16 protein-coding genes are annotated in these 21,735 nt (G+C 65.4%); 6 read left to right on the forward strand and 10 right to left on the reverse strand.

Annotation, left to right across the window (positions count from 1 at the left end; translation table 11 throughout):
• Positions 1-261: 261 nt before the first annotated feature.
• A complete protein-coding gene (locus tag C7411_RS16310) occupies positions 262-1,404 on the forward strand; it encodes a polysaccharide biosynthesis/export family protein (protein ID WP_110385297.1) in 1,143 nt (380 codons plus the stop codon).
• A 124-nt stretch (positions 1,405-1,528) separates the two neighbouring features.
• Here the strand turns inward: C7411_RS16310 and C7411_RS16315 are convergent, their stop codons facing one another.
• Complete coding sequence (locus C7411_RS16315; RefSeq protein WP_243413185.1) at positions 1,529-2,230, reverse strand: DapH/DapD/GlmU-related protein; 702 nt, start codon at positions 2,228-2,230, stop codon at positions 1,529-1,531.
• A 241-nt stretch (positions 2,231-2,471) separates the two neighbouring features.
• On the opposite strand from C7411_RS16315, the gene C7411_RS16320 reads away from it, so the two are divergent.
• Positions 2,472-3,113, forward strand: coding sequence for a hypothetical protein (locus tag C7411_RS16320; protein ID WP_110385298.1), 642 nt, complete (start codon positions 2,472-2,474; stop codon positions 3,111-3,113).
• A 78-nt stretch (positions 3,114-3,191) separates the two neighbouring features.
• Here the strand turns inward: C7411_RS16320 and C7411_RS16325 are convergent, their stop codons facing one another.
• The 7 genes from C7411_RS16325 to C7411_RS16355 all read right to left on the reverse strand — a co-directional run bounded on the left by C7411_RS16325 (position 3,192) and on the right by C7411_RS16355 (position 13,294).
• Complete coding sequence (locus tag C7411_RS16325) at positions 3,192-4,568, reverse strand: glycosyltransferase WbuB (protein WP_110385299.1); 1,377 nt, start codon at positions 4,566-4,568, stop codon at positions 3,192-3,194.
• Between the two features lie 178 nt (positions 4,569-4,746).
• Positions 4,747-5,706, reverse strand: coding sequence for a GDP-L-fucose synthase family protein (locus tag C7411_RS16330; protein WP_110385300.1), 960 nt, complete (start codon positions 5,704-5,706; stop codon positions 4,747-4,749).
• 4 nt (positions 5,707-5,710) lie between these two features.
• A complete protein-coding gene (gmd, locus tag C7411_RS16335; protein WP_110385421.1) occupies positions 5,711-6,829 on the reverse strand; it encodes a GDP-mannose 4,6-dehydratase in 1,119 nt (372 codons plus the stop codon).
• A gap of 105 nt (positions 6,830-6,934) precedes the next feature.
• Positions 6,935-9,166: a polysaccharide biosynthesis tyrosine autokinase gene (locus tag C7411_RS16340; RefSeq protein WP_110385301.1), complete on the reverse strand. Its 2,232-nt coding sequence runs from the start codon at positions 9,164-9,166 to the stop codon at positions 6,935-6,937.
• 62 nt (positions 9,167-9,228) lie between these two features.
• Positions 9,229-10,620 (reverse strand): undecaprenyl-phosphate glucose phosphotransferase, encoded by a 1,392-nt coding sequence (locus C7411_RS16345; protein ID WP_110385302.1) that lies wholly within the window; start codon positions 10,618-10,620, stop codon positions 9,229-9,231.
• Between the two features lie 43 nt (positions 10,621-10,663).
• A complete protein-coding gene (locus C7411_RS16350) occupies positions 10,664-12,199 on the reverse strand; it encodes a mannose-1-phosphate guanylyltransferase/mannose-6-phosphate isomerase (RefSeq protein ID WP_110385303.1) in 1,536 nt (511 codons plus the stop codon).
• 90 nt (positions 12,200-12,289) lie between these two features.
• A complete protein-coding gene (locus C7411_RS16355; protein WP_042262450.1) occupies positions 12,290-13,294 on the reverse strand; it encodes a GlxA family transcriptional regulator in 1,005 nt (334 codons plus the stop codon).
• Between the two features lie 661 nt (positions 13,295-13,955).
• Here C7411_RS16355 and C7411_RS16360 point away from each other — a divergent pair.
• The 3 genes from C7411_RS16360 (at position 13,956) to C7411_RS16370 (ending at position 17,871) form a co-directional block, all read left to right on the forward strand.
• A complete protein-coding gene (locus C7411_RS16360; protein ID WP_110385304.1) occupies positions 13,956-15,881 on the forward strand; it encodes a hypothetical protein in 1,926 nt (641 codons plus the stop codon).
• A 190-nt stretch (positions 15,882-16,071) separates the two neighbouring features.
• Positions 16,072-16,524, forward strand: coding sequence for a GDP-mannose mannosyl hydrolase (locus tag C7411_RS16365; RefSeq protein WP_110385305.1), 453 nt, complete (start codon positions 16,072-16,074; stop codon positions 16,522-16,524).
• A 342-nt stretch (positions 16,525-16,866) separates the two neighbouring features.
• Entirely contained in the window at positions 16,867-17,871 is a 1,005-nt protein-coding gene (locus tag C7411_RS16370; protein ID WP_110385422.1) for a GlxA family transcriptional regulator, read from the forward strand.
• A gap of 118 nt (positions 17,872-17,989) precedes the next feature.
• On the opposite strand, the gene hmpA is transcribed toward C7411_RS16370, so the two are convergent.
• Both hmpA and C7411_RS16380 read right to left on the reverse strand, forming a co-directional pair.
• Positions 17,990-19,192 carry an NO-inducible flavohemoprotein gene (gene hmpA / locus C7411_RS16375; RefSeq protein WP_110385306.1) on the reverse strand — a complete coding sequence of 401 codons (1,203 nt, stop codon included), beginning with the start codon at positions 19,190-19,192 and terminating at the stop codon, positions 17,990-17,992.
• Positions 19,193-19,486: 294 nt separating this feature from the next.
• A complete protein-coding gene (locus tag C7411_RS16380) occupies positions 19,487-20,080 on the reverse strand; it encodes a cob(I)yrinic acid a,c-diamide adenosyltransferase (RefSeq protein ID WP_110385307.1) in 594 nt (197 codons plus the stop codon).
• Positions 20,081-20,272: 192 nt separating this feature from the next.
• On the opposite strand from C7411_RS16380, the gene C7411_RS16385 reads away from it, so the two are divergent.
• Complete coding sequence (locus tag C7411_RS16385) at positions 20,273-21,688, forward strand: FAD-binding oxidoreductase (RefSeq protein WP_110385308.1); 1,416 nt, start codon at positions 20,273-20,275, stop codon at positions 21,686-21,688.
• Positions 21,689-21,735 lie beyond the last annotated feature (47 nt).

Genomic DNA, 21,735 nt, shown 5'->3' on the forward strand with positions numbered 1-21,735 from the left:
AAAAAAGCGGCATCAGATAGCGGGAATGGTAGGGATTGGCAGGGGTGACGAAGCAACGCAGCTGACGTCATAACGAGTCGAACGATGAGCCCGCGTTGCACTTTCGTGGCGATGTGCGAATCCTGTTAGCAAGGGGGCAAGACTATGTTAAACAGCACACCTGATTGTTCCGGCGGCGAGACCGTCGACGTAACGGCGCCGCAGAGCGCGCGCAGTTTGCGCAGATTACCGGCTGGCCGCGCACGGGCGGCCCTGGCGGCGATGGCAACCATGGTAACGGCCGCGGCCCTGCTTGCAGGCTGCGCGCTCTCGCCTGGCATGCAGGCGCCGTCGAGTGTCACCCAGGCGAAGGCCGCGACCGACGCCGCGCGCTCGTCGGGCGCGAAGGGGGATCAACCGCCACCGGGCGCGCTCGTCGAGATCAACAACGAGCTCGTTGCGAAGGAAGCGGCGTCGAGATCGACGACCATCCCGGAAAATGTCGAGACGCTGTTCGGTACGCCCAAGCCGTACACGCTCGGGCCCGGCGACGTGCTGAGCATCGTCGTGTGGGACCATCCCGAGATGAATCTGCCGACCAACGGCGGCAGCGGCAGCAACGGGCAACAGGACCAGAGCGCGAGCCAGGTGCAGTCGGGCTATACCGTCGACTCGTCGGGTGCGATCCAGGTGGCTTACGTGGGTCCGATCCACGTAGCCGGGCTCACCGAGATGCAAGCCCGCGACCTCGTGGCGAAGAAACTCGCCTACTACCTGAACAAACCCCAGGTGACGCTGCGTATCGAGTCGTACCGCAGCCGGCGCGTGTACGTAGACGGCGAAGTGCGCACGCCCGGGCTCATGGTGCTCAACGACATGACGATGTCGCTGCCCGAGGCGATCAACCGCGCGGGCGGCTTCACGGCGGCGGGCGACCGCTCGCGGGTTAGCGTCACGCGCGGCGACAAGACGATCCTCGTGAACATTCCCGACATGATCAAGAAAGGCGTGAACCCGGACAAGATCCTGCTGCAGAACGGCGACCTCGTGCGCGTGTATTCGGCCAACGAAAGCCGAGTGTTCGTGCTGGGCGAAGTCGGGCATCCTGGGCCCTTGCCGTTCGATAACGGCCATCTCTCGCTGAACGACGCGCTGGGCAACGCCGGCGGCATCAGCCAGGGGTCGGGCGACGCTTCCCAGGTGTACGTGGTGCGCGGGCAGAAGGAAGGCCACCGCACGGTCTTCCACCTCGACGCCTCTTCGCCGGAAGCCATGGCCACGGCGGACGAGTTCGACCTGAAGCCGAACGATGTCGTGTTCGTCGATGCGTCGGCGCTGGTGAAGTGGAGCCGCGTCATCAACCTGATCCTGCCGAGCACACAGGCGGCCGCAGCGGGCCGGGCGGTGGGTTACGGCGGATACTAGCCGGTGGGGTTCGTCCGGGCGTGAGCAGGCCTTCGGGCCTGCGTCTGAACGGGAGCAGGCCAGGCCCTGCTCCTGGGTTGAATAAACCTGCCTGGCGCCTGGCACGAGCGAGCCTGGCGCCGCCTCATGGGTTGGGCGGCCTGTTTTCCTCGAAGCGCCAGCGGATGAAGCGGCACGGATTGCCGCCGTACACGCCGCCGGCTTCCAGCGAGCGATGCACGACCGAGAGCGGCGTGACGACTGCCGAGCGCCCGATCGTCACGCCCATCTGAACCACGCATTTCGACGAGACCCACGCACCGTCCTCGATCACGATTGGCGCGACGTGCAGGTCCATGTTCGTGCGCATGTCGTGCGAGCCGGCGCTGAGAAATGCGCCCTGCGAAAGGCAGACGTTCGAGCCGATGCGAATGGGCGCCTGGTTGTAGATCCAGACGTCGACGCCGATCCAGCAGTTGTCGCCCATTTCCAGATTCCACGGCGCCTTCACGCGCATGGGGTGCACGAGGCGGCAACCCGCGCCGACTTTCGCGCCGAACAGGCGCAGCAAGCCCACGCGCAGCGCGGAGAGCGGCAGCAGACGGTTGTCGAGCACGCAGGTCTCGACCAGATACCACGCAGCCTGCACGAGCTTGCCGCGGCGCGCGACATAGTTGCCCTTGCCGGCACGGCTCAAATCGATCACGCGGATTTCCGCGGCTCGTGCGTCATTGGCGGCTTGCGGCGGCACGACGCCCGCCGGCGGCGCTTCACCCGCCCCCTCCCCGCGCCCGGCCGCGCCGGCGTTCCCTTTGAGGGTCTCCATGTCTTCGACCGCTTCCGTCATGAACGCTCCTTGCCCATCCGGGTCGGTTCCCTGGTGGCTTCCCGCTGGTTGCGGGCCCTCACGGCCCGCACAACGGGACGCACAACGGGACGCATCAAGCCACGATTTCATTATCGGGCGGCCACCGCATCGCCTCGCACGCGTGGCCGACACGGCAGGGGTTTTGGCGCAGCGGCGCGACGCACGGTGGGCAACATGAAGGCTTGACGCCGCATCGTTCGCGGCGCGCGGGATCCATGCCATGTCCAGTTTTTTTCGTCATCAGCTTGCGCCCTTTGTGGTCGCCGCCGCACTGCAGGCCGCGTGCGCCGCATGGCCTTGCGCGGTGTTTGCACAAGACGCCCCGTACGGCGCCCAAACCAGTGGCTCGCCCGCAACCGCAGGTAGCCGGGCCGCCCAGGGCGGCGGCGGCGCCACCCGCCCCGTGGAGCGCCAGCAATCCGACGAACAGCGCCTGCTCGGCGGCCCGAGTATGTCGTCGGGCAGCCCGTACAGCGTGACCCCATACAGCAGCAACGGCGCCTCTCCGGACGACGCGGAAGACGCGCTGACGAACGAAAAGCATATGCATGTCGTGACGCCTGGAGATTACGCAGCAAGTGTGGCGACTGCCAACGGCGGCAGGGGGAACGACAGAAGCAGCGCTTCGGGAAGAAGCGGCACGGGCAGCAGGATCGGGTCGAACGGCAGGTCTCGCGCAGGCAGCGCAGTAGCGAGGAATTCGGCAGGCACCCCGGCGGGGGCGCATCGGTCGACCGCCGCCGGGTACGACTACGGCGCCAGCGCAACGTCTCCGACCGCCCAGGTCTACGGCAATCCGTATGCCAGCCCCTACGGGTCGCCGGACCAGCCCAACTCCGAACTCTACAAATCGCCCTGGTAAGCCTGGTAAGGTCTGCCAGCGGCGGCCGAAGGGCGCCCAAGGCCATAAACGGCCTTTAGCGACCTTAAGCGCCTTCGATCACACGTCGGACTGCTCGACTTCCGGCAACGTGGATCCGCCCTTACCCGCTCGCTGCACGGATTGCTGCGCACCTTGCTGCGCCGAAGCAGCGCCGCTTGCCGCGGGCTGCGGCTCGACCTGCATCTGGCCCGCCGGCTCGGCAACCTCGCCCGCGAGCCCGGCAAGCCTCGCTTCGAGCACGTCGAAGATCGCTTGCGGTGACAGCATGCGCTTCGCGTAGCGCCGCGCGGCACGGCCAAGCTCGGCGCGGCGCGCAGGGTCGCCGGCCAGATCGACGATCGCTGCGGCGAGCGCTTCGCTGTCCTCGGGCGGTACCACGATCCCGTGATCCGAGACCACGTCGGAGAGACTCGTGCCGGGCCGCGCCATGGCGAGCACCGCACGGCCGCTCGCGAGCATGCCGGTGAGCTTCGAGGGCATCACGAGATCGGCGGCGTCGGCGCGCTGCGGCAGCACGTGGATGTCGGCCACGTTCAGCAGCTCGTTGAGCATCGAAGACGGCTGCAACGGCAGCACGCGACAGTTGGGGAGCGGCTCGCAACGCGCCATCAGCTCCCGCCTGGCCGCGCCGTCGCCGCAGAACACGAAGCTGATATCGGGCCGCGCGGCGAGCGCCGTTGCGACGTCCGCGAGAATTTCGATGCCCTGCTTCGCCCCCATGTTCCCCGCATAGAGCACGACGGTATTGTCCTCCGGGATGCCGAGACGCCGCCGGAACGCGCTCGGATACGGCAGCGGAAAGATCGTCCGGGTGTCGACCCAGTTCGGCAGGCATACGGTGCGCGAGGCATCCACACCCTTGTCGATGGCGCGCTCGACCATGCGCGCCGATATCGACGAGACGACGTCGAAGCGCCGCAGCAGCCAGCGTTCTCCAGCGAGGGCTGCGCGCCCGAGACGCGACCCCTGGCCGCCGCGCAGCAGCCCCAGATCGAATGCCGCATCGACTTCGAAGTCCTGAATATGCAGCCAGCTGCGCGCGCCGACGGCGCGCGCGAGCATGAGCGCACCGGGCGCACAGAAAAGGGTCGGCACGATCAGCATGACGGCCTGGGGCCGCCAGGCCGCAAGCCGCGCGAGAAGCGGCAGCGACGAGAGCGCAAAGCTCGCCAGATGCACGATGCGTTTGAAGCCGCCCTGCTGCGCAGGCACCCACAGCGGCGCACGCCAGACGCCCACGCCGCACAACGTTTCGCGTCGGTAGCGTCCCGCGCGATAGCCTTCATGCACACGCCATTGCGGGTAATAAGGCGGCGCGCAGATCACGCGCACCTCGTGGCCGTGCGCCGCGAGCAGTTCTGCCATTTCGGCTGTGTATTTGCCCACGCCTGTGATTTCGGGCGCGTAATTCAGTCCGTAGATCAGGATTCTCATTGCGTGGCTTCCGTCCCTGAACTGCTGTGTAACGCTTCTAGTCGTCTCGCGCGCCGGGAGAAAAAAAGCGGGCGTCGTGCATCCGGTCCGCGCACGACGCCCACCACCAACCTGACGACGCTTGCCTTTCGTCCTTTTGAGCCGACCGTTTGCAGGCGATCGGTCCCGTCAAACCCAGTCAAGCCCGCATGCCCGCCTCGTACGCCGGCGCGGCATGGGTTTGAAGAAAATCGTCGTAGGTGCGGGCGAGCCCCTCCTGGAGGCCGATGTGCGCGTGCCAGCCCAGATCGCCCAGGCGCGACACGTCGAGCAGCTTGCGCGGCGTGCCGTCGGGCTTGGTCGAGTCGAACACCAGTTCGCCTTCGAAGCCCACGACGTCGCACACGCGCTGCGCGAGGTCGCGAATCGAGAGGTCCTCGCCGACGCCGACGTTGTACACGCCGTCGCCGGTTTCGTGCTCGAGCACGAAGATCGTCGCATCGGCGAGATCGTCGACGTGCAGGAACTCGCGGCGCGGCCTGCCCGACCCCCAGACGGTCAGCGTGCGCTGGCCGTTGCTGCGCGCCTCGTGCGCCTTGCGGATCAGCGCGGGCAGCACATGGCTGCTGCCGAGGTCGTAGTTGTCGTTGGGACCGTACAGGTTGGTCGGCATGAGCGAGACGAAATGCGTGCCGTACTGGCGGTTGTACGCTTCGCAGAGCTTCAGGCCCGCGATCTTCGCGATCGCGTACGCCTCATTGGTCGGCTCGAGCGGCGAGGTGAGCAGATAGGTTTCGCGGATCGGCTGCGGGCATTCGCGCGGATAAATGCACGACGAACCGAAAAACACGAGGCGCTGCACGCCCGCGTTGTACGAGGCCCGGATCACGTTGGTCTCGATTGCCAGGTTGTCCCAGGCGAACTGTGCGGGCTGCGTCGAATTCGCGAGGATGCCGCCCACGCGCGCGGCCGCGAGCAGCACCGCGTCGATGTGCTCGCCCTCGAAAAAGCGGTTGACCGCGGCCTGATCGGTGAGGTCCAGTTCGGCATGGGTGCGCACGACAAGGTTCCAGTAGCCGTTCGCCTGCAACGCGCGCACGAGCGCCGAGCCCACCATGCCCCGGTGGCCGGCCACGAAGATTCGGGAGTTCTTGTCCATGCGTTCACTCGTGGTGTTCGAGAGCCTTGAATCCGGCCAGTTTGACGAGCGCATCGCACCGGGCAGCCTGATAGTCGGCGCGCACCATTTCCTTGACGAGTGCGTGGAACGTGGTAACCGGCTTCCAGCCCAGCTTCTCCTGGGCCTTCGAGGCGTCGCCGAGCAGCGTCTCGACCTCGGTCGGGCGGAAGTATCGCGGATCCACGCGCACGATCACGTCGCCCGGTTCGATCCGCATGTCGCGCGAGGCCACATGCTCGACAATGCCGACTTCGTCCACGCCGCTGCCCTCGAAACGCACGGTGATGCCCAGTTCCTCGGCCGCCGCGCGCACGAAGTCGCGCACGCTGTACTGCACGCCGGTTGCGATCACGAAGTCTTCGGGCTCGTCTTGCTGGAGCATGCGCCACTGCATGTCGACGTAATCGCGCGCGTGGCCCCAGTCGCGCATGGCGGAGAGATTGCCGAGATACAGCATCTTCTGCAGGCCAACCGCGATGCGTGCGATGGCGCGCGTGATCTTGCGCGTGACGAACGTCTCGCCGCGCTGCGGCGACTCGTGGTTGAACAGGATGCCGTTGCATGCGTAGATGCCATGCGCCTCGCGGTAGTTGACCGTCGTCCAGTACGCGAACAGCTTCGCCACCGCATAGGGACTGCGCGGATAGAACGGCGTGGTTTCACGCTGCGGCACTTCCTGCACGAGGCCGTACAGTTCGGAGGTCGACGCCTGATAAAAGCGCGTTTTCTGCGTGAGGCCGAGAATGCGGATCGCCTCCAGAATGCGCAGCGTGCCAAGGCCATCGGCGTTCGCGGTGTACTCGGGTTCCTCGAACGACACCGCCACATGACTTTGCGCGGCAAGGTTGTAGATTTCATCGGGTGCAACGCGCTGGATCACGCGCAGCAGGGCCGTGGAATCGGTCAGCTCGCCGTGATGCAGGTGGATGCCGGGTTCCGGGTCGTGCACGTCGCGATACAGGTGATCGATGCGGTCCGTGTTGAAGAGCGACGAGCGCCGCTTGATGCCGTGCACTTCGTAGCCTTTGTTCAATAGCAGTTCTGCCAGATACGAACCGTCCTGACCGGTGATACCGGTGATCAACGCAACCTTGCGAGCCATCGCCATCGTTCTCTCCTCGCGTGAGCGAAATGGGATTCGGGTTTCGGTGGTTCCACTATCCGCGGCGGCCCCCCGGCCAACCGCAGATCCGCTGTCAACCTGCTGCTACCCTGCAATGCTTTCGTAACCGTAGTAACCGCCGCGATACCCGCCGCCGATGAACGCGCCGGTCTTCGGCACGTCGGTGAGCAGCACGCCACGCAGGTTCACGCCGCCGATGCGCAGGCGCTTGACCGTTTCCTCGAGCTCCGAAATCGGGTGGCGGCCGTGGCGGATCGCGAGAAGCGTCGTGCCCGCGTAGCGTCCGATCACCGTCGAGTCGGTCACCGCGAGCACCGGCGGCGTGTCGACGATCACGAGGTCGTAGCGCGCCCCCAGTTCTTCGAGCAGCGACTCGAAGCGCGGACTCATCAGCAGCTCGGAAGGATGCGAATGCAGCGAGCCCTTGGCGAGCACATCGAGTCCGGGGAGCACCTCGTGCTGGATCGCCTGATTCAGATCGGCGCCGAGCAGCACGTCGGAGAGACCCGGCTGATGCGCGATGCCGAAGTGCGAGTGCACGTCGCCGCGCCGCATGTCGCCGTCGACGATCAGCACGCGCTTGTTCACCGAGGCGACCAGCGCGGCGAGATTGACCGAGAGGAACGACTTGCCGATGTCGGGCCGCGAGCCCGTAAGCATCACGATGTTGTTGCGCGCGTCGTTGAGCGTGAGCTGCAGCGAGGTGCGCAGGCTGCGCACGCCTTCCACCGCGACGTCCTGCGGATTCTGCTGCGCGAGCACGTGCAGCCCGCGCCGGCGCGACGACACGTGATGCTGCAGCCGCAGCTGCTGCGGGCTGCGCGGCACCACGGCGAAGACCGGCACGCCGAGCGCGGCTTCGAGTTCGTCCGGGCGCTCGACGCCGCCGTACAGCGACTTGCGCACGAACGCGACAAGCACGCCCAGCACGAGGCCCGCGCCGATCGCGAGCGCGATGACGAGCAGCTTCTTCGGACGCACCGGATCATCGGGCGCTTCGGCGAAATCGACCACGCGCACATCGCCCACCTGGCCCGCGCGCGCCACACGCAGTTGCTGCGCACTGTTCAGGAGGCTCGTGTAAAGCTCCGTGCTCACATGCACGTCGCGCAAGAGGCGCACGGCGGACTGCTCGGTATCAGGCAGTTGCGCCACATTACGCGTGAGTTGCGACTGCGCGGCTTGCAGCGTGCCGATCTGCGCATCGAGCGCCTGCACGGCCGGGTGATGCTCCGTGAAACGCTGCGCGAGTTCTGCGCGTTGCTGCCGCAGGTCTTCGAGACGGATCTTGTTGTCGCTCACCTGCTGGAGCAGCAGCCGGCTTTCTTCGCCGAGATCGACGGTGCCGTGCTCGTTACGGAACTTGTTGTACTTCTGCTCGGCCGCATCGACCTGCGAGCGCAACTGCGGCAACTGGTCGTCGAGGAACGCGAGCATGTGCTCCGCTTCCGCCGAACGGCTGGCAATATCCTGTTTGATGAACTCGTGCGCCACGTTGTTGAGGATCGCGGCCGTCGTCTTGCTGTTGTGGCCTTCGAGACTCGCGCGGATCACGCCGGACTGCAGCCCGACCTCCTGGATCTGCAGCGAATTCTCCAGCCGGTCGACGGTGGTGAGCGTCGAGGCGCGCGTGAGCAGGAAAGGCGTTCCGGGCGGCCCGCTCAGACTGTCGACGTGCAGCGCGATCGGCCCGACCGACGTGTTGGCGCTCACGTCCTCGCCCACGCGGCCCTGCAGAAGCGGAATGCCGTCGGGGTCGCGCAGCGTGAAGGTGCCGGGCTCTTCGCCGGCGACAATCGTGAAGTCGCGCTCATACATCGCCTCGGGCGTGTCGAAGCGCGACACCTTGATGTCGCCGCCTCCCCATGCGTAGCCGGACGGCCTCAGGAACCCGGGCAGGTGCTGCGCCCAGGGCGCGCCCATGATGCCCGAGAGCATGCCGCCGATCACGGGCATTTCGCGCGGCCGCGCTGAAATATCGAGGTGCAGCTTGCGTACCGTTTCCTCCGTCACGTTGCGCGATTTCAGCATTTCGATCACGCCGTTCGCGGTCGACTTCTCGTCGAACATGCCCGTGAGCGGCGGCAGGCTGCTGTCCTTCTTGCTGGCGTCGCCCTTGTCGACGAGGTGGAACAGCACGTCGGCACGATAGGTCGGCGTAGCGAGGAATGCATAGGCAGCACCCAGCAGCGTGACGGCCAGCGTCACGACCGCGATGGCGCGCCAGTTCGCCACCATCGTTTGCAGGTAATCGCCTAGGTATCGCTCGTCGGCGCCTGCTGCGCCGTAGTAAGCGCCGTCATAATTCATCGCCATCTTGCTTCTCCCGAAACCTGGTGTTGCTTGCTGGTGATGCTTGCCCGAATGCGCCGCAGCGCTCAGTACGCGTTGCGGCCGACCAGCCCGTGAACGATCGTGGCCGCGATGATGCGCATGTCGAGCCAGAACGACCAGTGGCCGAGGTAATACAGATCGTGCGCGACGCGCATTTCCATCTTTTCGAGGCGATCGGTTTCGCCGCGAAATCCATTGACCTGCGCCCAGCCGGTAATGCCGGGCTTGATGCGATAGCGGTGGATGTAGCCCTTCACCACGCTCTGATAAAGGTCGTCGTGCTCGAGCGCATGCGGGCGGGGCCCGACCACCGACATGTCGCCGCGCAGCACGTTGTAGAACTGCGGCAATTCATCGAGGCTCGTGCGGCGCAGGAACGCGCCAAGACGCGTCACACGCGGGTCGTCGCGCGTCGCCTGGCTCACCGTGCCGGGCGCCTCCTTATGCTTGCGCATCGTGCGGAACTTGTAGATCGTGAACACGCGGCCATCGGCGCCCTTGCGGCGCTGTCTGAACAGCACCGGGCCCGGCGAGGATAACTTCACCGCAATCGCAATGCCGCAGAGAAGCGGCATGAGGCTCACGAGCGCAAGCGCCGCGAACACACGGTCGAACAACGCCTTCTTGAACTGCGCGCTCGCGGGCAGCGGCGAGGCAACGAGGTTGATCGCCGGCACGCCGAGCAGCTCGATCACCGTACTGGTGTCGAACAGCGCCAGCGAGCGCACGTCCGGAATGAAGCGGATGTTCACGAGGTCGTTGCGAAACTCGCTGACGAGCCGCACCACCGTGCGCTCCTCCGCCAGCGAAAGGGCGAGCCACAACTCGTGCACGTCGTGCTCGCGGATGTGCTGCGCAAACGCCTCGATCGTCTCGCACACCGGCGCGTCTTTCTCGCTCGCGGGCCGCGCCGTTTGCGGCATCGTGTTGTAAAGCGCGCTCGCGCGAAAACCGGAGCCCGGCTCCGCATCGATGCGCCGCATGATCTCGTCGCACTGCGAAGCGGAACCCGCAATGGCGACCTGATGAAGATTCATGCCCGCGCGCCGCATGTGCGAAAGCACGCCGTGCGCGAGGAATCGCCACGCAATGAGCAGGCCGCCTGCGAGCGCTGTCCAGTAAGCGAACCACAGACGCGAAACGACGTCGACATGGTGCATCGTCGAGTACATCGAGATCAGTGCGCAGCCCTGCACCACGAGCCAGGCAAGCGACACCTGGCCCGCGAGCAACGCTTTGGAGCGGCCGCGCCACGACTGGTAAAGCTCGAACGCCGGAAAGATCACGAGCGCGAAGGCTGCGGAGAGCAGCACGAAGGCTTCGTTCACGCCACGCGGCACGATATCTTCGAAGCGGATCTCCGAAGCCACGCTCGCGCCGATCATTACGGCAGATACGTCGAGCACTCTCGCCATCAGGTTTTGTAGCTCGCGCATGCTTTCTCCCTTTTTTCTCTCCCTGCAGGCCGTGCCGCTGTGCTCAACCGCAGCGGCCGTACGTATCGTCGAGACGGACGATGTCGTCCTCTCCCAGATACGCTCCAGACTGGACCTCGATGATTTCGAGCGGCACCTTGCCGGGATTTTCCAGCCGGTGACGCACACCGAGCGGAATGTAAGTGGACTCGTTTTCCGTCATAAGAAAGGATTCCTCCCCACGCGTGACGAGCGCAGTACCGCGCACGACCGTCCAGTGCTCGGCGCGATGGTGGTGCAGTTGCAGCGAGAGCCGCGCGCCCGGTGTGACGACGATGCGCTTGACCTGGAAGCGCTCGCCCGAATCGATCGAATCGTAGAAGCCCCACGGACGCTGCACCTTGCGATGCGAAGCCGCCTCGGGCGCGTGCTCCGCCTTGATGCGCGCAACCAGCCCCTTCACGTCCTGCACTTTCGAGCGGTCGGCGACGAGCACCGCATCGGCGGTTTCGACGACCACGAGGTTCGACGTACCTACGCAAGCCACGAGCCTGCCGTCGGAGTGCGCGTAAGTCGCGACCGCGCCTTCGAATACCACGCGCCCGCGCCCGACGTTGCCGTCTTCGTCCTTTTCCATCGCGGCCCACACGGCGTCCCACGAGCCGAGGTCGGACCATCCCGCATCGAGTGCGACTACCACGCCTTCGGGCGTCCACCCGTTGCTGGCCGACAGCCGCTCCATGACCGCGTAATCGATCGAGTCGGACGGGGCACCCCTGAAGGCATCGGCGGCCGGCCGGAATACGGGGCCGTCCTGCTGGCCATCGACGAATGCGGCAAGGCACGCCGCATGCATGTCGGGCTGCAGCGCGCGCAGCGATTCGAGCCAGACGCTCGCACGCATCACGAAGATGCCGCTGTTCCACCAGTAGCCGCCCTGCGCGACGTACTGCGTTGCGAGTTCCGGCGCGGGCTTTTCGACGAAGCCGTCGATACGGTGCGCGCCGTCGGCGAGCGCCTCGCCGACGCGGATGTAGCCAAACCCCGTTTCGGGCGAACGCGGCGGCACGCCCAGCGTGACGATCGCGCCACGCTGCGCATGGCGCGCCGCGCATTCGAGCGCGCGTTGCAGGGCGGCCAGGTCGGTGATCGCATGGTCCGACGGCATCACGATGAGAATGGCGTCGTCGCCGTTCGCGCACGCGAGCGCCGCGCCGAGTGTGAGCGCCGGAGCCGTGTCGCGCCGCGCCGGCTCGACCACGAGCCGCGCGTCCATGCCGCACGCACGCAACTGATCGACGATCACGAAGCGGTGTTCTTCACCACATACGACAATCGGCGCGTCCGCGACCTGCCACTCTGACGAAAAGCCGTCGAGTCGATGGACCGTTGCCTGCAAAAGCGTATCGCTGCCCACCACGCCAATTAGCTGCTTAGGGAAATGCTCGCGCGACATCGGCCACAACCGCGTGCCGGAACCGCCCGCCAGCACCACCGGCACGATGCGCGTGCAAGGTGTTGCGTCTTCGCGCGCTGGACCTTGCTCGCTTTCTGCACGGGTCTGACTTTGTCCCTCATGAATCGATGACCTTTCATTCATCTTCGGACTCCTTCATATCGGGCAGGATCACTTCGGCTCGCGAATAGCGACCCCCGTTTGTAACGAAGTGCGACCGTTGTTACCGCGGCGTTACGTGACAGCGACGCCGGCCTCGCGGCGGCTTTGCTCACGGTATTCGGTAGGCGAAATCATCATGCGCTTGCGAAAGATCTTGGCGAGGCGGTCGCCGTTGCCCATGCCGGTGCGGCGCGCGATCTTGTCGACCGGCAATTCCGAATCGGTAAGCAGGCTGCAGGTGATCGCGAGGCGCGCATGCAGTAAGTAATCAGATGGCGTAATGCCCATTTCCAGCTTGAAGCGGCGCAGAAAATTACGCTCGCTCATCGCGGCGACCTGCGCTGCGTCCGCTATCGAAATGGCCCGCTGACAGTTTTCCTGCAGCCAACGCGCGGCTGCACGCACTTTGTCTGCCGGTGCGCTGCCAAGCGCATCGCCGAGAAACGGCAACAGGTTGCCGCCCGAATCGGGCATGAGCCGCTCAGTCACGGCGCGCGCAACATCCACGCCCAGGTCGCGCTTGACGAGCGTGAGCGCGCTCTTCATCGATTCGAGCCGGTCGCCCGCGTCGCCGCCCGCTTCCTCGCGTCCCGTTTGCATCGCATACGAGCCGAATTCGTGCTGCGTGCGCTGGCCGCACAGACTCGCGGCTTCGAGCAGTGAACGGCCTTCACCAATCGGACGAATGGTGCCGGTATTCGCATGCACGCGACGCAGCCATGCGACGAGACGCTCGTCGTTGGCGGCCGCGAAGGCGCCCTTTCCACCCGCCACGAACAGCGCGTCGAAACCGACGTAGTGGCGTGCATCGAGTCCATCTGTCCAGACCCGTACAGACGACGAGCACGTCACGTTGCCGCCATCGGCCGAAAGGATGCTGACATCGTAAGGTGAACTGCGAGCGGTGTCTGTCGAGAGTTCGTTCGCTACATGAAACACTTCCGCCACGATACCGGCGCCGAGGAGCGAACAACCGTCGAACAGCAGGATTGCGATGTGACGCACCTCTCGACTGATGCCCGCGGTTACTAGATGCGGGCGACTGAACAACGGCAAATCCAGACTTGCGTACGCCATGCTTTTCCCCTAAACAATCCCCCGTACCAAGCGAAAAGTCCCGGTAATAGCATTTCGATAGCATTCCATGTGCAGTGCATCATAGGCAGAGAAATATTCCCGCAACGATGACTGACCGAAACTGGCGAGACATTGGCGCATTTAGTCCGGTCGAGGACCGATTAGAAGGTTGGGCGCCAGGTCAAATGACAAAAAGCAAACTGCGTGAAAGGCAAGTGGTTCGATTACATCGAATTGGCCAAAAGTGCCTGATAACCGGCACCGGCAGGTATATTCGCCTTTGTTACTACAAAATCATTCGATGCCTTCCGATCAATGCATATGCATGGGATGGAAGCGAATCGGGCAATAAAAGACGCCAAGGCTATTCGTCTGATTAAATGATGTTTAAGAAGCTTTGGGCTCCGATTTCGAGCATCCGCAGCGCATTTTAAACCCCTTAAATCCTGTTTGCGCCGCACAATAAAAAAATTCACAAAAAGCCGCTTTATATGATCGGGCTCCGCGAGCACTGCACAACTCTCGCGCGGCGCTCCCAGGAGAAATTGCGCGAAAAGCCTGGAGGCTGGCGTCAGATGACTTGCCCGAACAACTAGGCTTACCCTTTCATGCTGTGAGGAACCTGCCAATGAGATTGCGCCCAGCCCTTGCATCCGCACTTATGAATCCTCCTCCGGCGCGCGGCTCGCGCGCTTTTTCATGGGTGCCGGCCGCAGCGCTTGTGCTCGGCGTTCCCGGCGTGCTGCTCCCGGTGATGAGTTGCCGCGCCGCCGACGCGCCCGTTTGCAGGAGCGCCGCCGGCCGCGCGGCGACAGACGCAGGCGACGACCCCATTTCCGCCGATACGCCCGGCAGCGACGGAACACGTCTCTTTGCCCGCGGCAAGAGCGTACGTATCGACGTGACCACGCGCGCGACGCGCGACGACAAGGTGCAATGGCAGGTCGCGGATACCTGGAACCGCCCCCAGGCAAGCGGCAACTTCACGGTGGCAGCCGGCCCGCGCGTCACGTCGCTCACCTGCACGCTCCCGCTGGCGGGCTACTTCGCGTTCTCGGCGTCGCTGGCTTCGCAGCCCTCAACGGGTTTACCCCAGCGCGGCACCCGGCCGGCCGGCATCACCACGTTCGGCGTGCTGCCCGACGTAAGCGCAGCACTTCCCGCGCCCAGCTTCGCGCGCCAGGACCTGCACCGCTTCGGCGGGCAAGGCTCAGCATATATCGCGCCCGGACAGCACTGCTGCGGCGGCGACGGCCTGCGTCCGCTCTATACCGACCTCGGTCTGGCCTGGGCCAACGACAAGCGGGGCTGGTACGTCATGGAGCCCAAAGGTCCGGATACGTTCGACGCTGCGGCCTCCCAGCTCGAACTCCAGTTCAGGCCCGGCGACATCATGCGGCTGATCACGCTCGACGGCTTTCCCGGGTGGGCGAGTCCGAACGGCCAGGAAACCCACAGCTACGTGCCTTCGTCACTGGCCCAGTTGCGCGATTACATGTCGCGCGTAGGCACGGAGTCCGCGCGCATCCGGGCTCGCGTCTTCCCGCGCCAGGCGCACAACTACTATCAGGTCACGTGGGAGCCCGACAAGGACGGCGGGTTGCCCTGGAAAGACACGGATGCGCATTTCGTCGATCTCTACAAGACCGTCCATGAGGGCATCCATTCGACCGACCCCTCGGCGATCGTGATGGGCCCGACCTATGCAGGCGTACAGGAGAACACGGAGTGGCTCAAGAAGTTCGCACCGATTGGCATTGCTAAATATCTCGATGGCGTGACGATCCACGGCTACTACGATTTCGGCACGAGCCCTTCTCATCCGCCGGAGCGGCTGTACGGCGCGCCCGAAAAAGGCACGCTTTCGCTGCCCGAAGCCATGCGCGGGCTGCGCGCGACGATGCGCGACGTGCTCAGGCCGGGCGCCCCGCTCTTCGTGACCGAAACGGGTATTAGTTACGACATCGGTACGAACTACGCGACCGACTATCCCGATGCGCAAACGCTCTACGCGCAGGGCGCGGTCGTCGCGCGCGCGCATCTGATCCTGCTCGGCGAAGGCGCGGACACGACGTTCATCTTCTATGGCGCGGACATGCCGGAGACGACACCCGGCTACGGCGTGTTCTTCGAACTCGAGCATCCGAAGGGCATGTATGGCGCTTCGAACATCAGTCCGAAGCCGGCCGCGCTTGCGGTCGCGACCATGACCCGGCTGATCGACGGTACGTATACACTCGGGCCGCTGCGCGGCACGCCCGCGGGTGTCTACGCTTACGCGTTCGCGCGCCCGGGCGGCGGCAAGGTGATCACGGCGTTGTGGAGCCACGACAACGCGCGCTGGAGCGCGAAGGCCGGGTTCGACGCCACGCGCGCAGCGAACTACACGCTTCAGGTGGACGCACGTGGGCGCGCGGGCCAGGTTAGCGTATTCGACATGATGGGCAACCCGACCACCATGACTTACAACGACGGCATGCTCCCGCTGCGCCTGACCGAGTCGCCCGTCTATGTGGTGTCGGACAACGCCGAGGTCGCCAGATCGAATGCCGTCACGCCCGCGGGCTACATCGCGCCGAAGCCTTGAGGGCGAGGGTCGCGGCTCGCATCTTGGCCCACGATAGCGAGACTTAGGCGGCTCTGGACAGTGCAACGCGATTTTCGCCCGCCTAGACTGCTTGTGAACGTGCCGCGTGCCTCGCACGCGCCGTGTGCGCAGCGATTGCGCTTCGGACCATCTAATCGACACGACCGACACCCCGCGGATACGCTCGTCCATGCTCTCACCTACAGAATTCCTGGAGGTGGTGCGGCTCGCACCGCTCGTCGCGATCGACCTCATCGTCGCCGACGCTGACGGCCGCGTGCTCGTGGGCCAGCGGCGCAACCGCCCTGCACGCGGCACGTGGTTCGTTCCAGGCGGACGCATCCACAAGGACGAACGGCTGGACGCCGCGTTCACCCGCATCGTCGAAACAGAGCTCGGCATTGCGAGCATGCAGCGCTCGGCGGCGCGCTTCGTCGGTGTATACGAGCATCACTATCCCGACAACTTCGCGGCGGAGAACGGCATCGGCACGCACTATGTGGTGCTCGCCTATGCGTTCATGCTGGACAGCGCGGCGCCCGTCGGGCGCTTCGATCAGCATAGCCAGTACGCGTGGCTCTGGCCCGAGGAGCTACTCACGCGCGACGACGTGCACAACAATACGAAACAATATTTCTGCTGAAAACGCACAAGTACCCGACAGGCTCACGCGCTTCGCGCTGCCCAGGCGGCTTGCGTGAAGCTCACGCGTGACGCGCGTTCGCCCTTGTCCGTCCCGCGAAGACGGCCTGCAGTGCCCGACCTGCGCCAAACCAGACCGCCCCGGCCGCCCCGGGCATACCGAGCCATTCTGCCAACTTCTCGGCATTTTCAGACTGCGCCGTGCGCCAACGGCTCACCGGCCTATCATGAATCCCGAGAGCGTGATGTGACCGCATGTAACAGCCCCACGCAGCCGGACCAGGGCACGCGGCGCAAAAACGCAACGTACTCCTGCGAATCCTTTCTGCGCGAGGAACCGGCCATGCACATCGACAGGGTGGTCTGCCGGCAAACCGCTTTCCAGCCGCGCGGCGCTCACTTGAAGTTCGGACACGTGGCCAAACGCATAGGCATCCTGGTTTTCGAGGGCTTCCCGCTCGGGGATGTGACTTTGCTCGCCGATGTGTTCCGTCTCGCGAACGATGCCTGCGCCGACACGCTTCCTGCTTATTCGATCGTCATGCTTTCCGAGCCTGGCGGCAACGTGGCCAGCGGCTGCGGCCTGCGGATATGGTCCGAGAGCCTGCATGGCCCGCTGCGCAGCGGCTTCGACACACTGTTCATCGCCGGCGGCCCCGGTGCGATTCAGGCGCGCGACAACGCCCGGCTCATCACGCGGTTGCAGATGCTCGCACCGAAAGTGCGCATCATCCGCGCACTCGGTGAGGGACGCGCCGTACTCGCGGCCGCCGATGTGTCCTTCCTGCGCACGGGCGGCAATACGGCAAGCTCGGCACAGCGGCTGCGCCGTGCGCTGGAAGCGCGTAACGCCGGCGCTTCGGTCGTAACGCCTTCCGAGGCGCTCGTCGCCGCGCTCAAGGTAGTCAAGCGCAATCATGGCGTGGCGCTTGCACAGCGCGTTTCCGAGGACTCGATGCCGGGCTCGTGGGAGCGGCTCGGCCCCATGCTCGACGATGGCGAGTCGGATAGCGCGAACGGCAAGATCAGTTCGGCCGCTCACTGGCTGCGCGAGAACTATCATCAGCCGATCTCGGTGGCCGATGCGGCGCGCGTCGCACAGATGAGCATGCGAAACTTCCTGCGCCACTTCAAGACGCAAACGGGCCTCACGCCGTCCGAATATCTGCTGCGTACCCGGCTCGATGCCAGTTGCCTCCTGCTCGCGCAAACCAATCTTCCCATCGACGAGATCGCGCAACGCTGCGGCGTGCCGCGCGGCGAGCGTCTTGCGCGGATCTTCCGGCGCAGGCTCTCGATTTCGCCGTCGGGGTATCGCGCCGTGAACCGGCGGGCTTCGAGCGAGTGATGCCGGTCGCAATTCGATGCATGTTTTACCGATGCATACGCAAAACGCCGCGCTTTCGCGCGGCGTTTTTTCGTTCGGCGTACTCAGCATGTAATGGCAGCACGCCACACGTGCAGCGTTACAGCATGCCGGAGCCGAAGATCTCCGTGTGGATGCGCGAAGCATCGACGCCGCGAGCAACGAGCGCCTCGCGCTGTTCGCGCATGAACGCGACGGGGCCGCACAGGTAGTAGTCGGCGTCGGGCAGCAGCACATCCGCTTCCATGCGACCGATATCGACGCGCCCTTCGAAGTCGTAGTCCACGCCCTGACGGTCGTTTGCGCCGACTTCTTCGTAGAACACCGCCCGCTTGACGTTCGGGTACTCGGAGACGGCGTGACGCAGAAAGTCGCGGAATGCGTGCACCTTCGCGTTGCGGCACGCATGCACGAAGGTCACCTTGCGCTCGCTGCGCTCGGCGAGCAGCGTGGAAAGCATCGACTTCATCGGCGTGATGCCCACGCCGCCGCTCATCAGCACGACCGGCGACGTCTTCTTCCGGTCGAGCGTGAATTCGCCCATCGGCGCGCTCACGTGCATCACCGCGCCCTCTTCCACGCCGTCATGCATGATGTTCGACACGTGGCCCGGCTGCGCGTCGCCGCGGCCAGCCTCCCGCTTCACCGAAATGCGCAGCCACTTGCCGTGGGGCGCGTCCGAGAGGCTGTACTGACGCGGCTGGTCCACACCGAGCTTGTCGACGAAGCGCGTCACGCTCACGTACTGGCCCGGCTCAAAGCCGCCTGCGGACGCACCGTCGGCCGGCGCGAGATAGAACGAGGTGATCTCGTCGCTTTCGACTTGCTTGCGCATCACCCTGAACGGACGGAAGCCGCTCCACGAGGCGCCCTCGTACAGCTTCGCCTCGGTGCCGATCATGATGTTCGCGAGCTGCTCGTAGGCCACGGCCCAGGCGTCGAGCGTGGGCTGATCCACCGCGTCGCCGAGCACGTCCACGACTGCGCCGAGCAGATGGCGGCCGACGATCGGATAGTGCTCCGGACGGATGTTCAGGCTCGCGTGCTTGTGCGCGATATGCGTGACCGCGCCGCCGAGCGCGCCCAGATTGTCGATGTTCGCCGCGTAGGCGTACACCGCGCGGGCGAGCGTTTCGGGCTGGCTGCCGCTTTGCTGATGCGTCTGGTTGAAGATGTTCTTGAGCTCGGGGTGCGCGGCAAACATGCGCTTGTAGAAATGCCTGGTGATCGTGGCGCCGTGCTCGGCAAAAACGGGCGCAGTGGCCTTCACGCGGGCCATCTGGTCGGCGGTGAGCGCAGTCATATACGGCTTCTCCGTAGTAAAGATGCACTAACGATACATCTTTAATGCGACAGCCCGACCCAGGCATTTTGTCGCACCTCAGCAATTTCCGGATCGCGCCGGCCGTGAACACGCGGCAGATGACCATGGAGCGCGCCTCGGCGGAGCTTTTGCGGTGCGGGAAACAGTCTCTTGCCGACGATTGCGGCGCGGCTGGACGCTACGTCGGAGCGCAACTGGACGCTACGGTGGAGCGCCCATTGGCCGGCCGGCGCGGCGCTCGTTCGAGCCCTTTTCCCCTTACGCGCTCTCCCCTTACGCGCTCTCCCCTTCGCCCTCCCCCTTGCCCGCGCCCCGGTCGTGCCGCCAGAGCACGTCGCTGCCGCCCGCGGCCTGGTTGAGCACGCGCGCGAGCACGAACAGCAGGTCGGAGAGCCGGTTGACGTAGCGTCGCGGCGTATCTGCTGGGGGCGGGCCTGAGTTCGCCGAGGCGCCAAGTGCGACGACCGCGCGTTCCGCACGCCGGCATACGGTACGGCACACGTGCGCGAGCGCCGCCGCCCGCGAGCCGCCCGGGAGGATGAATTCCTTGAGCGGCGGCAGCGTGGCGTTGTAATGCGCGAGCCAGCCATCGAGCCGCGCAAGGTGTTCGTCGGCCACGAGCGTGTGGCCCGGTATGCACAGCTCGCCGCCGAGATCGAACAGGTCGTGCTGGATGGCGACGAGCGCCTCGCGCACGTCGTCGGGGAGCGTTTCGCACAGCAACACGCCGATCTGCGAGTTCAGCTCGTCGACGTCGCCGATCGCGGCGATGCGCGCGTCGTCCTTGCGCACGCGGCTGCCGTCGCCGAGCCCGGTCGAGCCGTCATCGCCGGTGCGCGTTGCAATCTTGCTCAGGCGATTGCCCATGTCGTGCTCTCCGCAGGTGAAAATTTGCGCAGGTCGCGCATCACGCGCGCCCGGCGCGGTCCAGGGTGCCCAGGTCCGCCGGCCATTATAGGTTTCGTGCACTGCAGCATGCGGAGCGCGGCTTTGCGGCGCAGACGTTCAGCGTAAAATGGTCCGCACCAGAAGTCATACCCATACGAAGGAGACTCCCGCGTGAATCACCCTGCGCCGCCGGCCCTCGCACGCCGCCCGTTCCCCACCGAACTCCTCGATCAGCTGCGCAGCGCGTTCGGCGAACGCGTCTCCACCTCCGAAGCCGTACGCGCCCATCACGGCCGCGACGAATCGCCGTTCGACCCGCAACTGCCCGACGCCGTGGTGTTCGCGCAGAGCACCGGGGATATCCAGACCATCGTCAAGTTGTGCGCCCGTCATGGCGTGCCGATCATTCCCTACGGCAATGGTTCGTCGCTCGAAGGTCACTTGCTGGCCGTGCAGGGCGGCGTGTCGATCGACCTTTCGCAGATGAACCGCGTGCTCTCGATCAACGCCGAGGACCTCACCGTGACGGTCGAGCCTGGCATCTCGCGCAAGCAGCTCAACGAAGCGCTGCGCGACACGGGCCTGTTCTTCCCGATCGACCCGGGCGCCGATGCGAGCATCGGCGGCATGACGGCCACGCGCGCCTCGGGCACCAACGCCGTGCGCTACGGCACGATGCGCGAGAACGTGCTCGGCCTGAGCGCCGTGCTCGCCGACGGTCGCGTCGTCAAAACCGGCACGCGCGCGCGCAAGTCGTCGGCAGGCTACGACCTCACGCGCCTTTTCGTCGGCTCGGAAGGCACGCTCGGCGTGATCACCGAAATCACAGTGCGGCTCTACCCGCAGCCCGAGGCAGTCTCGGCGGCGGTGTGCGCATTCCCTTCGATGGCGGAGGCCGTGCGCACGGTGATCGAGACGATCCAGATCGGCGTGCCGATTGCGCGCGTGGAATTCATCGACTCGCTTGCGGTGCGCGCGATCAACAAGCATTCGAACCTCACGCTGCGCGAAAAGCACACGCTCTTCTTCGAATTTCACGGCACCGAGGCGGGCGTCGCGGAGCAGGCGCAGCTCGTGCAGGAGCTCGCTGCGCAGCACGGCGGCGAAGGCTTCGAGTGGGCCACGCGCCCCGAGGACCGCAGCCGCCTGTGGAACGCGCGCCACAACGCCTATTTCGCGATGCTGCAGCTCAAGCCCGGCTGCCGCGCCGTGACGACCGACGTGTGCGTGCCGATCTCGCGCCTCGCCGAATGCGTCATCGAAACGGAAACCGATCTCAAGGCCTCGCCGCTGCCCTGCCCGATCGTCGGCCACGTGGGCGACGGCAACTTCCACGTGGCGATCCTGATCGACCCGGACAAGCCCGAGGAAATCGACGAGGCCGAGCGCCTGAATCGCCGCATCGTGCAGCGCGCGATCGCGATGGACGGCACCTGCACGGGCGAGCACGGCATCGGCCTGCACAAGATGGATTTCCTCGTCGAAGAACACGGCGCGGACACCATCGACACAATGCGCGCGATCAAGCACGCACTCGATCCGCACAACCTGATGAATCCGGGCAAGATCTTCAGCTGGGCGGCGTAACCGACAAGCGCGGAGACGCGCACCCAGGCGCAACAGACGGGAGGAGA

The organism is Paraburkholderia silvatlantica, from assembly GCF_003096715.1.
In the GTDB taxonomy this organism is placed as follows: Bacteria; Pseudomonadota; Gammaproteobacteria; order Burkholderiales; family Burkholderiaceae; genus Paraburkholderia; species Paraburkholderia silvatlantica.

Coding starts and splice junctions, on each gene's coding strand:
- C7411_RS16310 (WP_110385297.1), top strand. CDS start 262: ATGGCAACCATGGTAACGGCCGCGGCCCTGCTTGCAGGCTGCGCGCTC.
- C7411_RS16315 (WP_243413185.1), bottom strand. CDS start 2,230: ATGACGGAAGCGGTCGAAGACATGGAGACCCTCAAAGGGAACGCCGGC.
- C7411_RS16320 (WP_110385298.1), top strand. CDS start 2,472: ATGTCCAGTTTTTTTCGTCATCAGCTTGCGCCCTTTGTGGTCGCCGCC.
- C7411_RS16325 (WP_110385299.1), bottom strand. CDS start 4,568: ATGAGAATCCTGATCTACGGACTGAATTACGCGCCCGAAATCACAGGC.
- C7411_RS16330 (WP_110385300.1), bottom strand. CDS start 5,706: ATGGACAAGAACTCCCGAATCTTCGTGGCCGGCCACCGGGGCATGGTG.
- gmd (WP_110385421.1), bottom strand. CDS start 6,829: ATGGCTCGCAAGGTTGCGTTGATCACCGGTATCACCGGTCAGGACGGT.
- C7411_RS16340 (WP_110385301.1), bottom strand. CDS start 9,166: ATGGCGATGAATTATGACGGCGCTTACTACGGCGCAGCAGGCGCCGAC.
- C7411_RS16345 (WP_110385302.1), bottom strand. CDS start 10,620: ATGCGCGAGCTACAAAACCTGATGGCGAGAGTGCTCGACGTATCTGCC.
- C7411_RS16350 (WP_110385303.1), bottom strand. CDS start 12,199: ATGAATGAAAGGTCATCGATTCATGAGGGACAAAGTCAGACCCGTGCA.
- C7411_RS16355 (WP_042262450.1), bottom strand. CDS start 13,294: ATGGCGTACGCAAGTCTGGATTTGCCGTTGTTCAGTCGCCCGCATCTA.
- C7411_RS16360 (WP_110385304.1), top strand. CDS start 13,956: ATGAATCCTCCTCCGGCGCGCGGCTCGCGCGCTTTTTCATGGGTGCCG.
- C7411_RS16365 (WP_110385305.1), top strand. CDS start 16,072: ATGCTCTCACCTACAGAATTCCTGGAGGTGGTGCGGCTCGCACCGCTC.
- C7411_RS16370 (WP_110385422.1), top strand. CDS start 16,867: ATGCACATCGACAGGGTGGTCTGCCGGCAAACCGCTTTCCAGCCGCGC.
- hmpA (WP_110385306.1), bottom strand. CDS start 19,192: ATGACTGCGCTCACCGCCGACCAGATGGCCCGCGTGAAGGCCACTGCG.
- C7411_RS16380 (WP_110385307.1), bottom strand. CDS start 20,080: ATGGGCAATCGCCTGAGCAAGATTGCAACGCGCACCGGCGATGACGGC.